Origin of the sequence: Roseimaritima sediminicola, from assembly GCF_009618275.1 — a bacterium.
GTDB classification, from domain to species: domain Bacteria; phylum Planctomycetota; class Planctomycetia; order Pirellulales; family Pirellulaceae; genus Roseimaritima; species Roseimaritima sediminicola.
Genome location: NZ_WIAD01000009.1, coordinates 66,231 through 79,061 on the forward strand (window position 1 = coordinate 66,231; position 12,831 = coordinate 79,061).

Genomic DNA, 12,831 nt, shown 5'->3' on the forward strand with positions numbered 1-12,831 from the left:
AACCATCAACCATCAACCAACATCAGCTACAGTTCCTCTTCCGGCATCGGCACCGGCGAGGGCCGCTCTGGCGAGAGCACCGTGCCCAGTTCATCCAGGGCTGTGCGGATCGACTGGTAGGCCGAAAACGCGGCGGCCAGTCCCAGTGCGGTGGCGATCACCGCGACGAGGGTAATCCAGGTTTCGTTCTTTTGGTTGCCGCTGAGCACCAGGGTGGCGCCCAGCAGGGGGATCCCGGCGGCGGCGATCAGGAATCGCGAACAGCGACGATCGATCCGGGCCGCTCGGCATTCGTACCGCTCGTCCTTCATCGTGGGTTGCATCTGTTCGGGGTAGTACACCATCACGGCAATCGTCGTCAGCCCGAAGAACGGGTACACCCATGCGACCAATCCGCACATCACCAACGAGATAAAAAAGTGAATGCAGTCGTCGGTGGTGAACTGGGGGTAGGCCGATTTCAAAGCGATCGGATAGACCAGTCCGGCGACCGCCCAGCAGGCTGCTCCGATCGTGGCGGCTTGAAATCCAAACGTCCAGGTCGCATGCAGTTCGCTCTCGTCGACCGCTTTAGCGGAACGCGCTTTGCGCAGGCCTCGCACCAACGGCCGCATGAACCACACCAGCATCACCACCGCTGCGGGAAACGCCACGGCGTTGACGCCGGTGGCGAGGTTTTCGAAGTAGTCCTGCATCTCCGGATATTTGCTGACGATCACCCAGTTGTTGTAGAAGTAATTAAAGACGCCGGCCAGGATGTTCGGCACCAGGATCACGACGCTGGCGACCAACCACGGCGGCAACCGGCGGAGCACGCCCGGCAGGCTCCACGGTGGCGGATCGAATCGCTGGGCAGCCGCCGGGAACAGGGCCAGCCGCAGCCGACCGGCCAGCTCGCCGCCATCGTGGGGCCGCCGGTCGCGGTCCACTTGCAGGGTTTGCAGCAGCACGCGGTGCAGGACGCGCGAGGCCGGGTCGCCGCCGATTTCGCATTCGTCCGGCGCTCGGTCGCGCAAGGCCCGCTGGGCACCGATCGCCTCGGACCATGACGACGGCGTCTGCTCGCTGGTCCAGGGACGATGCGTCTGCCACATCTCCCACAACAACACGCCCAAGGAGTAGATGTCACTGCGGCGGTCCAGGTCCGAGGCCTGCAGCGGGTCGGCTGCGTCGGCCGCCTGCAGTTGTTCGGGCGACATGTATCCCAGCGAGCCACCGAAGAACGCCGCCGCACCGGCGCGTCCCGAGAGCCCCGTGGCGCTGACATTGAAATCGGCCAGCTTCGGAATCCCCTCGGCCGACATCAGTACGTTGGCGGGTTTAACGTCGCGGTGCAGGATCCTATGGCGATCGGCGTAATCCAAAGCTCGAGCCAGTTGGATACCGACCCAGGCGACCGTGCTGGGCCAGCTGGCCGTGCTCAGCCAAGCTCGCACCTGGGAAGCTTCGGGCGAGGTCTGGGCGGCGCGGAGCAGATTCTCTTCGACCGAGACGGTGATCAGCGAACCGTCGCGGTGTTCGGGCAAACGCTTGGCCGCCCCCTTCAGCACATCGGCCAACGTGCCGCCGGCGACGTATTGCATGTACAGCAGATGAGCCTGCGGCTCGAGAACACGTCGTTGGTCGTACACGCGGACGATGTTGGGATGCTGCAACTGGGCCAGGGCACGCGGTTCATCGCCGCTGCGCTGCGAGACCTTCAGCGCCACCAGCCGCTGCATCGACTCCTGGCGAGCGAGGTAAACCTGGGCAAAGGCTCCGCTGCCCAGGGCTCGCAGCACGGTGAAATCGTCGATCTGTTCGCCGGGCTGTAGCTCGGGACTCGCGGCGTTACGGTCCAGCGGCGCCAGCGTCTCCTCCTGCAGCGGCAGCCGCTCGAGGGCGTCGTTGAGTTGCGGAAAACGTTCGCTGTACTCGCTGCGGTGCGGCGTCTCGCCGGTTTCGCGGCGCAGCTGGAACTCTTCCAAGACCAAATCCAAGGGCACCATCTCGGCGGCCAGCACCTCCGGCATCGCCTGCAAGTACTGTTCGATTCGCGGAACCGGTCCCGTGGCGGCATGTTCGGACATGTCCAGCTTGATCAGTTCCACCAACACCAGCCGACGCTTGGCCGGGTCGCCCTCGGGCAGATACTCCAGCAATCCACGCGGCTCCTTCAGCGGCGCGATCTCCGCAAACGCCTCGAGCCACATCTCCAGATCCAAGGAATCGGTACGCGTCTGCGTCTGCGGATCGATGGATCGGTCGAGATCGTTCATGATTGGGCAATGCGTGGAGCCGGAGATGCCGGTATTGTAGAGCAAACCGCCCCGGCGACACGCTAGGATAGAGAGGAGCGGTTCCCTGACAAAGGCAAGCGATGAACGATTCCAAACCCGGCGGCCCCAAACCCGGCGGCCCCGAACCCGGCGACGAACAGGACGCCGACCTGCATCAGCAGATTCGTGCTGGCGATGTCGACGCTCTGGGGCGGTACCTGGAGATCAACCGGCGGCGGCTGTGCGGTTTCTTGCGAACCATCACCGGCGATCACTTGCTGACGCGAATCGATCTGGACGACTTGGTGCAGGAGGTTTGTGCGGCGGCCATCGCGGCCCTGCCCTCGGCTCGGCTGCAGGAAGGCGATCCCTTTGGCTGGATCCAGGAATTGGCCCGCCGCCGCGTCGTCGACGCGCACCGCTTCTATTTCCAAGCCCAACGCCGCGACGCCGGCAAGGAACGCTCCTTGCAAGGCGCCTTCGCCGGCGACGCCAGCAAGAACGCCGGACTGGAAGCCCTGTTGGCCGCCAGCATGACCAGCCCCAGTGCGGCGCTGAGCAACGACATCCGCATGGCTCGGATGCGAGAAGCCATCGACGCGATGCCCGAAGAGCAGCGTCAAGTCGTGCGGATGCGTTTCGTCGACGGCTTGCCGACCAAGCAGATTGCCGAAAGACTAGGGAAGACCGACGTCTCGGTCCGCGTGCTGTTGTCGCGCAGCCTGAAGAAACTGGAGCAACAGCTCAGCGACGTTCGACCTCGCAACTTGTGACTTTCATGCCTGCACTCGATATCGACGCCCTGGACACCCTGCCGCGCGACCTGCACCAAGCCATCACCACCGCCGACCTGCCGCCGCTGGACGACGGCGGCGCCAATCCTCGGTTGGCCGCCTACCTGACCGAATTCCCGACGTTGGGATTGACCGATACGGTCACCGACGACGCCATCGCCCTGTGCAAGTCGGGCCTGTGGCTACTGGCCGGCGACCTGGACCGCTCGCACACGATCAGCCAGGACCTTGATAGCGCCGAAGGCAGCCTCTGGCATGGCATGATGCACCGCCGCGAAGGCGATTTCGGCAACGCCAAGTACTGGTTCCGCCGCGCCGGTGACCATCCGATGTACCGGCAGGTCGTCCATCACGCCCCGGATCTGCCGGCGGAGCTACAGCGCAGCGGCGGGCTCGATCCCATGGCCTTTGTCGATGCCTGCCAAGCTGCCACGCGCGGCGCTGGCGGCTCTATCGATACCGCCGCGTGTCGCCGGGTACAGTGGGTCGAGTGGCAGTGCTTGTTCGCCGCGTGCCTGGCGAAATAGATTCGGCCTCGGCCTCGGCCTCGGCCTCCGCCGCGACCGAGGCTCGCGTTTTGAGCAAAACTGTCTCATTCTGACACACAGTGTCCATTGCCGGTGACGCTGCGGGGCCACCGCAAGACGCGCTTACCAGCGTTTTCACGCTTGTTTCGGCTCGCCGGGAACCGATGGCATGCGAGTTGCTTCTAAGATAATGGTCCGCGTATTTTTCCGCAGCAATGACAGTCTCGTCGGGGAGTATAAGATGAACAGAATAGCAGCAACGTGGTTGGTCATGGCTTGTACAGCCGTGTCGGTCTGGGCCCAAGAGGGAGCCCCGCCGGCGAGCGGCAGCGAAGGCTATGCTCCGGCGATCGCGTACCCCGACAACGGATTTTCTTGGCTGCATCACGCCAGCACGGCCGAAGAAGGCATGCTGCGGGGGGCGGCGGCGTTCGTCGAAGCGGCCGGTAAAGGCAACTACTACCATTCCATCGCCGCGATGAATTACCAAGAAGCGTATCGCCGGGCGATCGAGAACACGGTGCACCGTGCCGAGGCCTACTACGCGCGCCGTGACCTGTGGAGTGACCATCAGGAACGGTATCGCCGCAAGCCGCTGGATATGGAAGGCTACGAAAAACTGGCCGCCGCTCGCAGCCCGGCTCGCCTGACCGGCGATCAGTACAACCCCGAATCCGGCGCCATCCGGTGGCCCTATCCGTTGGACTCGGCCGTGTTCGCCGAGCACCGCAAGCGGGTCGAAGGCCTGTTGAGCGATCGTTCGGTGGACAATTCCGGTTGGGGCAGCCGCAACTTTGAAATGATCCGCCGCGAGGTCGCTGCCATGAAGGAAGTCCTGGAAGCCGGTCGCCAGACGTTGGACTTGAACAGCTATATCAACGCGTTGGAGTTCCTCGAGAGCGTCGAATGGGAAGGCCGTTTTGCTCCGGGCCCCGACGGGCTGCCGACCAATCCCTAGGGAGTCGTCAACCTTCGAGACTCAGAGTCTGGCCGTAGCTGAAGTCGCCGGACTTTGGACCTTCTCGCCGCCTCGATCCAATCTTTGGTCATTTGGGCGGAGCAATCGATCGATTGCTCCGCTCTTTTTTTATACCGCTCGGATCAGGTCCAGGATGCGGCGCATCTCCGCGACCGCTTCGCGCATCCCCACCATCACGGCTCGCGACACGATGGCGTGACCGATGTTCAGTTCCACCATCTCCGGCAGCGCGGCCACCGGGCGCACGTTGACGTAGTTCAGGCCGTGACCGGCGTGCAGCCGCATACCGGCGGTGCGGATCTGCTGGCCGGCGGCGGCCAACCGCTGCAGCTGGGCATCCCGCTCGGGCCCCGTAGTGTTGGCGTAGGGACCGGTGTGCAGTTCCACCGCGTCGACGCCCAGTTCCGCGGCAGCCTCGATCTGGGGCGCTTCGGGATCGAGAAACAGGCTGACCAGAATGCCAGCGTCTTTCAGCCGCTTGACCGACCGCTCGACGCGGTCGCGGCCACCGGTCACGTCCAGGCCGCCCTCGGTGGTCACTTCCTGACGGCCTTCCGGTACGAGCAAGGCCCAGGTCGGACGGTGCCGGCAAGCGATATCGATCGTGGCTTCATCGCAAGCCAATTCCAGATTGGTTTTTACCGTAACCGTCTTGATCAATACCTCGACGTCGCGGTCCTGGATGTGCCGGCGATCCTCGCGAAGGTGGAACGTGATCCCGTCGGCGCCGCCCTGTTCGGCCAGTGCCGCAGCAACGACCGGATCCGGCTCGTACGTCCGGCGGGCCTGCCGCACGGTAGCCACATGATCAATATTGACGCCTAACTCGATCATCTTGGTGTTCTCGTCTTACGGTTATGGGAGGGGGGAGAGAAGCTTAGGACATCATGCTGCGGAGCCGCTGCCAGGAGGCGGCCAGCCGCTCCGCCGCGGCATCGATTTGCGCTTCGGTCGTGGTGCGTCCGACGCCAAAACGCAGGCTCGAGCGCGCCTCCGCTTCACTGCAACCAAGGGCCAACAGCACGTGGCTCGGTTCCGGTTTCACACTACTGCAGGCCGAACCGCTGGAACAGGCCACGCTGGGCGTCGCCGCCATCAACGCTTCGCCTTCGACCAACGGAAACCGCACATTTAAATTGCCCGGCAAGCGTCCGGCATCTAGCGCCGAACCGTTCAGCCGCACGTCGGGTATGGCATCTCGCAGCGCGCTGCACAAACGGTCCCGCAGGGCGGCGATGCGTTTCGCATCCGTTTCCAAGCTGGCCAAACAGATCTGGAGGGCGTGGCCCATGGCGACGATCCCGGGCACGTTCAAGGTACCGCTGCGCAGACCCTGTTGTTGTCCGCCGCCTTCGACCAACGGTCGCAAGCGAATCCGTTTCCCGGTATGCCGGACGTATAAAAAACCGACGCCCATGGGGCCGTAGAATTTGTGCGCCGACCCGCTCAGAAGATCCACCTTCACCTGATCCAGCCGGACGGGAACGCGGCCGACCGCCTGTGTGGCATCGCAGTGCAGCAGTGCCCCGCTGTGCTCGCACCGCTGGGCGATCGCCTCCAGCGGCTGAATCGTACCGATTTCGTTGTTGGCCCACATGATCGAAACCAAGGCCGTCTGGTCGTCGATCTCGGCCAACAATCGCGCCTGGTCCACCTGGCCGGCTTGGGGATGTCCCTGCGGATAGGGTGGCACGCGGACGACGGTAAACCCTTCGCGGGCCAGGCGAGCCAGAGGGTCCAGCACGGCCGGATGTTCGGTCGCCGCCGTGACGATCTTGCGTCGGCGTTGGCGGGGATGCAGGCAGACGCCAAACAAGGCCAAGCAGTTGCTCTCGGTGGCGCCGCTGGTGAAGACGAATTCCGGGGCGGTGGCCCCCAGGCCGCCGGCCAACTGTTCCGCGGCCGTCTTGACCGCTTCGGCGGCCTCCTGGCCATACACGTGGCCGCTGCTGGCATTGCCGAATTGCTCGACCAACATCCTCTGCATCGTGGCGGCAACGCGAGCGTCACAGGGGGTGGTGGAATGATGGTCCAGATAAATGCGTTCGGTCATCCCAGCTCTTAAAACAGATGGTCCAGACACAGTTGGGACCAGGTCTCCAGGCGTTCGCGCTGGCCTCGCAATTGTTCCACGCCGACAAAGCCAGTATCGCAAATGTCCTCTTCGTTGGCGACCACGGCCGGCGTTTCGAGAATCAAGCGGTGCACGATGCCCAGGTGCACGGTGCCCACTTCGTTGGAGGGATCGTAGATCAACCCCACACAGCTCTCCTCGAAGGCCGAATCCAGGCGCACCTCCTCCGCCAGCTCGCGGTGCATTCCCGTGCGGTAGGGATCGCTACCGCCGGCAGCGTCTTCTTCGCTGATATGCCCACCGATGCCGATGCTCCGCCGGGCGTGCAGCCGCGATTCGCCTTGGCCGCTGCCACGCGTGTAGGCGAAGACCTGTGTGCCGCGCTGCCGGTCTTCGTACTGCAACACCACGTAAGGGATCAGCTGTTTGAAGGAAGGATCCTGTTCCATTTGGCTGCGCGGCCGAAACGACAGTTCGTCGCTAGCCAGGATCGCCGGCAGGTAACGCTGGACATCGCTCTGGAAACCTTCGAAGGCCCCCAGCCGCTCGATGGTCGCAGCGGGAATGACCAGGATGTGCTCTTCGGTACGCGGCATGGGGTTGGTTGTTGGTTGTTGGTTGTTGGTTGTTGGTTGTTGGTTGTTGGTTGTTGGTTGTTGGTTGTTGGTTGTTGGTTGTTGGTTGTTGGTTGTTGGTTGTTGGTTGTTGGTTGTTGGTTGTTGGTTGGTGGTTGGTGGTTGGTGGGGGGCGAATCTGAGATCTGAAATCTGCTGATTCCGGCGGATTCTATGTACAACGCGGGGCGGTCAAATGCAGTGTTTTCTCCCCTCTCCCCCGCGGCGCCGCGAGCGTCAGCGAGTGAAGCCGTGGCGGGAGAGGGGCCGGGGGTGAGGGGGCTCAGGTGCAACGGAATGACTCATAACGTACGATCCCCAGGGCCGTGCGCCGCATCGAGATACGGCCATGGTGCTGCTGCTCTGCATTCCCCCTCACCCCCGACCCCTCTCCCCCGAAGCCTGGCTCGCTTAGGCTCGCCAGGCTTCGGGGGAGAGGGGAGAAATTTTTTTCTTATCGTACATAGATTCCGTTAGAGAAAACCTCAAACCTCAAACCTCAAACCTCAAACCTCAAACCTCAAATTTCAAATCTCAAATTTCAAATCTCAAATCTCAAATCTCAAATCTCAAATCTCAAATCTCAAATCTCAAATCTCAGATCTCAGATCTCAGATCTTGCCACTGGTTCTTTACAAGATCAGCATCGCGTCGCCGTAGCTGTAGAACCGGTACTCGTTCTCGACGGCTTCGCGGTACGCATTGAGCACTCGTTCGCGTCCGGCAAAGGCGCTGACCAGGACCAGCAGCGAGCTGCGGGGCAGGTGAAAATTCGTCAGCAGGCCATCGATGGCTTTGAAGCGGTATCCCGGGCGGATGAACAGGTCGCACATTCCGGTCCAGGGGGCCAGCGAGCCGTCGTCGCCGGCGGCGGATTCGACCGTCCGGACCGACGTGGTCCCCACGGCGACCCGGCGACCGCCGCGGCGGGGCGTCTCGTTGATGGCTGCGGCCGCGGCCGCTTCGACCTGTCCCCACTCGGTATGCATTCGGTGCTCCTGCAGGTTTTCGACCGCGATGGGCCGAAACGTGCCGATGCCGACGTGCAGGGTGACTTCGGCGGTGCGGACGCCTTTTTCGCCCAGCTGTTTCAGCAGCGGCTCGGTAAAGTGCAGGCCGGCCGTGGGGGCGGCGACCGAGCCATCGTGCTGGGCGTAGACGGTCTGGTAGGACTGCAGGTCCGCATCGACCATTCGGCCTTCGCGAATGTACGGCGGCAGGGGCACCCAGCCGTAGCGGCCGAGCAGTTCGTTTGCGGTGCCTTCGGCCAGGGGCTGGACCAACAGGTTGCCGTTCTCGGTGCGGGCCACGACCTTCAGCTCGATGCCGTCGCGGGCGTGGCGGTCCTGCAGCGTCAGCGTTTCGCCTTCCTGCAGCCGTCCCCGGGTCTTGCTCAGCACTTCCCAAACGCCCACGGCATCGTCGCTGCGTAGGAACAGCCCTTGCCAGCGTCCGCCGGTGCGGGTGCGGTAGCCCATCAGCCGGGCGGGCACGACGCGGCTGTTGTTCAGGATCAGCGTGTCGTCGGCCCCGAGCAGTTCCGGCAGGTCGCGGATGTAGCGGTGTTGGATCGAACCGTCCTGGCGGCTGAGGACCAACAAGCGGGCGTCGGTGCGCACCGCGGCCGGGTCCTGCGCGATGCGTTCGCGAGGCAGTTCGTAGTCGTAGGCCGAGATCCGCTGATTGGCGTCGATCGACTGGTTATCTTGCTCATTCATCACCACAAACGATACGTTAGACGCGGCGTTTTGGCGACCGGGCCCCCGCTTCTCACTTTTGCCGCTCTCCGATGCGAATCGACCTGATCATCACCGAACTGCCGATGGGTGGTGCCGAACGTTGTCTGACCGAAGTGGCCATCGGGCTGCACGGTCGCGGTCACGACGTGCGGGTCCTGGTGTTCGGGCCTCTGCCGCCGCCGCCCCGCGATGGGTTGGTGCAGCGGCTGCGGATCGCCGCGGTGCCTCTGTTTTCGGCTCAGACGGCCAGCACCTACATGGCGCCGTTGGCCTGGACGCGGATCCGCCGCTTGCTTCGCGAAGATCCACCGGACCTGGTGCAGACGTTCCTGTTCCACGCCAATGTGCTGGGAACGGCCGCGGCATTGGCCGCCGGGGTGAGTCCCATCGTCGGCGGCGTGCGGGTGGCCCAGCAGCATCCGTGGCGGCTCAGGATCGAACGGGCCATGGTTCGGCGGATGCAGTGCGTGACCTGCGTCAGCCAGTCGGTGGCTGCGTTTGCCCAGCAACACCTGCGGGTGCCCGCCGCCTCGCTGCACGTGATTCCCAACGCCGTGGACGTCGAGCGTTTCGCCGGTGCCCAGCGGATCGACTGGCAGATTTTTGATCTCCCCGCCTCGGCTCGCGTCGTGCTGTTCGTCGGCCGGATGGAGCCGCAGAAAGGGCTGAAGCGATTGTTTGCGGCCGCCCAGCGGTTTCTGCAAAGCGACCCCGAAGCGTTTCTTGTGATGGTGGGCGACGGCCCCCGCCGCCGCTGGTGCGTCCAGCAGTGCGAGCGGTTGCCCGGTGGCCGAGGACGGGTTCTGCCCTGGCAAGCCGACGTGGCACCGCTGTTGGCGGCCGCCGAAATGCTGATCCTGAGCAGCCGCTACGAAGGCATGCCCAACGTCGTGCTCGAAGCCATGGCGGCGGGAACCGCGGTGGCGTGCAGCGAAGTCGAAGGCGTGGCGGAACTGCTGGGTGAAAACAAAACCCGCCAGGTGACCCCGCCGGGCGACGCCGAGGCGCTGGCCAAGAACGTCGCCTGGTTGCTGGCTCATCCGGGCGAAGCCCGGCGACTGGGCGAGGCCAATCAGCGGCGGGCGGCCGAGCACTATACGATCGAGGCGATGGTCGATCGCTACGAACAGTTGTATGAAAACGTGCTCGAACAGGCTCGAGACGAAGCGGCGAAGTAACGCCGGGGGAGTGCGAGCACGCCCCATCCCCAGGACTGTGGAAAACGCCTAATCTGGTCGCATGCTTCCCTGGGAATCCTTACCGTCGCTGTTGTTGATCTTGACGCTGGGCATCTTCATCCAAGCCTCGGCGGGGTTCGCCGCTGGATTGATCACGATCCCCTTATTGATCTGGACCGGGTACGGCATTCCGGAAGCCCAAATCGCGCTGTTGGTGGCCACGATCCCGCAGAACCTGAGCGGCGTATGGGCGTTTCGCCAGCACGTGGCGGTGCGCGATCTCGTGTTTCCGGCGTCGCTGCGTCTGGCAGCCCTGCCGGTGGGAGCGTACCTGTTGATCCGGATGGAGGCGCTGCCGCAAGCGACCATCAATCAAGTCGTCGGGGCGGTGGTTTTTCTGGTCACGCTGGTGATCATCTTGATGCGTCCGCAGCCTCGCGAGTCGCTGTCGATCGGCTGGGCCTGGCTGGCGTTCTCCTCGTCGGGTTTCTTGCAGGGCTTGGTGGGCATGGGCGGGCCGATGATGGTCTTGTGGATCCAGGCCCACGACTGGGACACGCGGAAGACGCGAGCCTTTCTGTTTTCGATGTACCTGGTCAGCATCCTGCCGGCGATGGGAATCCTGTACCTGTTGTTTGGAGATCGCATCGTTGCGGCCGGCGTTTCGACGCTGTTGTTGATTCCGTGGTTGCTGGCGGTCACCTGGGCGGGGCTGCATTTGGGAACCTGGCTGGGCCGCCAGAGGTTGCGCGTGCTGACTTTGGCCCTGCTATTGCTTATCGGTTTGGCGGGAATGCTCGGCCCCGTCCTGCGGCCCTGAGCCCGAAGGACGGCATGGGCCCCGCCGGCGGTGTTAAGCACGTCGGCATGAATCTTTCGGTGAAACCCCGCGACAACACCCTCCCGCGCAGCGGGAGGGTCGGGCTCTTAGGCCCGGGGAGGGCCCTACGAAAACTCTCTCCGGGCCTAAGAGCCCGACTCTCCCAGAGGGAGAGTAAAGCCGAATGAAATGTTGCGACGTGCTTACCGCCCGTCGATTGATTCGACAGGTCGGCCGGCCGCGGGGTTCTGTCGAATGGGGGCAAGAGTTGAACTGGGGTATAATTCTTCACAGGCTAGAAGCCTATGCCACTGGTTTCACAGGCTAGAAGCCTATGCCACTGGTTTCACAGGCTGGAAGCCTATGCCACTGGTTTCACAGGCTGGAAGCCTATGCCACTGGTTTCACAGGCTAGAAGCCTATGCCACTGGTTTCACAGGCTGGAAGCCTATGCCACTGGTTTCACAGGCTGGAAGCCTATGGGACTGTATCCGCCGACGCGGACTTGTTTTTCTCGGCGGGCCTTGCCTACGCTGTTAGGGGCCCGCGCTTGCGCCCCTCTCCTGCCCCCCGCCCTCCCAAAACCCTTCGCTCGACGCCGATGCAGCCTTTTGACTTTCAGTTACGTCCGCGGATCGTGTTCGGTGAAGGCGTTGTCGAGCGACTGGGGCAACTCGCCCGCCAGCACGATGCGCGGCGTGTGCTGATGGTGTCGGACGAGGGCGTCGTTTCGGCGGGACATTTTGACGCGGGGCGGCGAGCTCTGGAGGCGGCTGGGGTGGAGGTCCATGCGTTTCATGATTTCGGCGAGAACCCCACGACCGACATGGTCCAGGCCGGCGTCGCGGTCGCTCGCCGCGTCCAGCCCGATCTGCTGGTCGGCCTGGGCGGGGGCAGCAGCATGGACTGCTGCAAAGGAATCAATTTCGTCTACAGCTGCGGCGGCTCGATGCACGATTACCGCGGAGTGGGAAAAGCCACCGCGGACATGCTGCCGATGATCGCCGTGCCCACCACCGCGGGCACCGGCAGCGAAGCCCAATCATTTGCTCTGATCAGCGATGCCGAGACGCAGGTCAAGATGGCTTGCGGGGATCCGCGAGCCGCCTGCAGTGTGGCGCTGTTGGATCCCGTCCTGACGCTGACTCAGCCGCCCAAGGTGACCGCCCTGACCGGTATCGACGCGCTTTCGCACGCGGTCGAAACCTACGTCACCAAGCCGCGCAACCCCATGTCGCTGACGTTCAGCCGCCGAGCGTTCACGTTGCTGTCGGAGGGATTCCCCAAAGTCCTCGACAACCCCGACGATCTCGAAGCCCGTTCTCAGATGCAACTGGGCGCCTGCTTGGCCGGGCTGGCCATCGAGACCTCGATGCTCGGAGCCGCGCACGCGGTCGCCAATCCCCTGACCGCTCGGTTCGACATCACGCACGGTCAAGCCGTGGGCGTAATGTTGCCCCACGTCGTGCGTTTTAATGGCTCGCGGCACGCCCAGTGGTACGCCCAGCTGATGTCCGACCACGACCCCAGCGTGCCGGCCGAAGAAGCTCCCGACCGGTTGGCGAAGCTGCTGACGCATTTTCTCTCTTTGGCCGGACTGGAGGACTCGCTGGCAAAGCTGGCCGTGACGGCCGATGCGATCGACCAACTGTCGGCCGATGCGGCCGGGCAGTGGACCGGAACGTTTAATCCGATTGTGCTGGATGAAGGCAACATCGCCGAACTGTACCGCGCGGCCCTGAGCGACGTGGCGCAACCGCGACAGCCCTCCTAACGCGCACCGTCGCCGTCGATCGGTTGCTTTTTCGCAACCCTCTGCGTTGCCTTTTCGCAACATTCCCCCACCTG

11 protein-coding genes are annotated in these 12,831 nt (G+C 63.7%); 6 read left to right on the forward strand and 5 right to left on the reverse strand.

What is annotated here, in order from left to right:
• Nucleotides 1-26: 26 nt before the first annotated feature.
• Nucleotides 27-2,258, reverse strand: a complete 2,232-nt coding sequence (locus GE027_RS07235; protein ID WP_153556520.1) for a serine/threonine-protein kinase — start codon at nt 2,256-2,258, stop codon at nt 27-29.
• Between the two features lie 101 nt (nt 2,259-2,359).
• Here GE027_RS07235 and GE027_RS07240 point away from each other — a divergent pair, with 101 nt between their 5' ends.
• The 3 genes from GE027_RS07240 to GE027_RS07250 all read left to right on the forward strand — a co-directional run bounded on the left by GE027_RS07240 (nt 2,360) and on the right by GE027_RS07250 (nt 4,537).
• Nucleotides 2,360-3,031: an RNA polymerase sigma factor gene (locus GE027_RS07240; protein ID WP_153556521.1), complete on the forward strand. Its 672-nt coding sequence runs from the start codon at nt 2,360-2,362 to the stop codon at nt 3,029-3,031.
• Between the two features lie 5 nt (nt 3,032-3,036).
• Nucleotides 3,037-3,579 (forward strand): hypothetical protein, encoded by a 543-nt coding sequence (locus tag GE027_RS07245; protein ID WP_153556522.1) that lies wholly within the window; start codon nt 3,037-3,039, stop codon nt 3,577-3,579.
• 271 nt (nt 3,580-3,850) lie between these two features.
• A complete protein-coding gene (locus GE027_RS07250) occupies nt 3,851-4,537 on the forward strand; it encodes a hypothetical protein (RefSeq protein ID WP_153556523.1) in 687 nt (228 codons plus the stop codon).
• 129 nt (nt 4,538-4,666) lie between these two features.
• Here GE027_RS07250 and GE027_RS07255 read toward each other — a convergent pair whose 3' ends face one another.
• The 4 genes from GE027_RS07255 to queA form a co-directional block, all read right to left on the reverse strand.
• Complete coding sequence (locus tag GE027_RS07255) at nt 4,667-5,392, reverse strand: pyridoxine 5'-phosphate synthase (RefSeq protein WP_153556524.1); 726 nt, start codon at nt 5,390-5,392, stop codon at nt 4,667-4,669.
• 43 nt (nt 5,393-5,435) lie between these two features.
• Complete coding sequence (locus tag GE027_RS07260; RefSeq protein WP_153556525.1) at nt 5,436-6,611, reverse strand: cysteine desulfurase family protein; 1,176 nt, start codon at nt 6,609-6,611, stop codon at nt 5,436-5,438.
• Nucleotides 6,612-6,619: 8 nt separating this feature from the next.
• On the reverse strand, nt 6,620-7,228 hold the full coding sequence (locus tag GE027_RS07265) for a phosphoesterase (protein WP_153556526.1): 609 nt from the start codon (nt 7,226-7,228) through the stop codon (nt 6,620-6,622).
• Nucleotides 7,229-7,878: 650 nt separating this feature from the next.
• Entirely contained in the window at nt 7,879-8,964 is a 1,086-nt protein-coding gene (queA, locus tag GE027_RS07270; protein ID WP_153556527.1) for a tRNA preQ1(34) S-adenosylmethionine ribosyltransferase-isomerase QueA, read from the reverse strand.
• A gap of 71 nt (nt 8,965-9,035) precedes the next feature.
• On the opposite strand from queA, the gene GE027_RS07275 reads away from it, so the two are divergent.
• The 3 genes from GE027_RS07275 to GE027_RS07285 all read left to right on the forward strand — a co-directional run bounded on the left by GE027_RS07275 (nt 9,036) and on the right by GE027_RS07285 (nt 12,757).
• A complete protein-coding gene (locus tag GE027_RS07275; protein ID WP_153556528.1) occupies nt 9,036-10,163 on the forward strand; it encodes a glycosyltransferase in 1,128 nt (375 codons plus the stop codon).
• Nucleotides 10,164-10,224: 61 nt separating this feature from the next.
• Entirely contained in the window at nt 10,225-10,983 is a 759-nt protein-coding gene (locus GE027_RS07280; protein ID WP_153556529.1) for a TSUP family transporter, read from the forward strand.
• Nucleotides 10,984-11,584: 601 nt separating this feature from the next.
• The gene (locus tag GE027_RS07285) at nt 11,585-12,757 is read left to right on the forward strand and encodes an iron-containing alcohol dehydrogenase (RefSeq protein ID WP_153556530.1); all 1,173 of its coding nucleotides are present in this window, start codon (nt 11,585-11,587) and stop codon (nt 12,755-12,757) included.
• The last annotated feature ends 74 nt before the right edge of the window (nt 12,758-12,831 follow it).

Excerpts from the sequence above, each read along its gene's own strand:
- GE027_RS07235 (WP_153556520.1), bottom strand. The coding sequence starts at position 2,258 with ATGAACGATCTCGACCGATCCATCGATCCGCAGACGCAGACGCGTACC.
- GE027_RS07240 (WP_153556521.1), top strand. The coding sequence starts at position 2,360 with ATGAACGATTCCAAACCCGGCGGCCCCAAACCCGGCGGCCCCGAACCC.
- GE027_RS07245 (WP_153556522.1), top strand. The coding sequence starts at position 3,037 with ATGCCTGCACTCGATATCGACGCCCTGGACACCCTGCCGCGCGACCTG.
- GE027_RS07250 (WP_153556523.1), top strand. The coding sequence starts at position 3,851 with ATGGCTTGTACAGCCGTGTCGGTCTGGGCCCAAGAGGGAGCCCCGCCG.
- GE027_RS07255 (WP_153556524.1), bottom strand. The coding sequence starts at position 5,392 with ATGATCGAGTTAGGCGTCAATATTGATCATGTGGCTACCGTGCGGCAG.
- GE027_RS07260 (WP_153556525.1), bottom strand. The coding sequence starts at position 6,611 with ATGACCGAACGCATTTATCTGGACCATCATTCCACCACCCCCTGTGAC.
- GE027_RS07265 (WP_153556526.1), bottom strand. The coding sequence starts at position 7,228 with ATGCCGCGTACCGAAGAGCACATCCTGGTCATTCCCGCTGCGACCATC.
- queA (WP_153556527.1), bottom strand. The coding sequence starts at position 8,964 with ATGAATGAGCAAGATAACCAGTCGATCGACGCCAATCAGCGGATCTCG.
- GE027_RS07275 (WP_153556528.1), top strand. The coding sequence starts at position 9,036 with ATGCGAATCGACCTGATCATCACCGAACTGCCGATGGGTGGTGCCGAA.
- GE027_RS07280 (WP_153556529.1), top strand. The coding sequence starts at position 10,225 with ATGCTTCCCTGGGAATCCTTACCGTCGCTGTTGTTGATCTTGACGCTG.
- GE027_RS07285 (WP_153556530.1), top strand. The coding sequence starts at position 11,585 with ATGCAGCCTTTTGACTTTCAGTTACGTCCGCGGATCGTGTTCGGTGAA.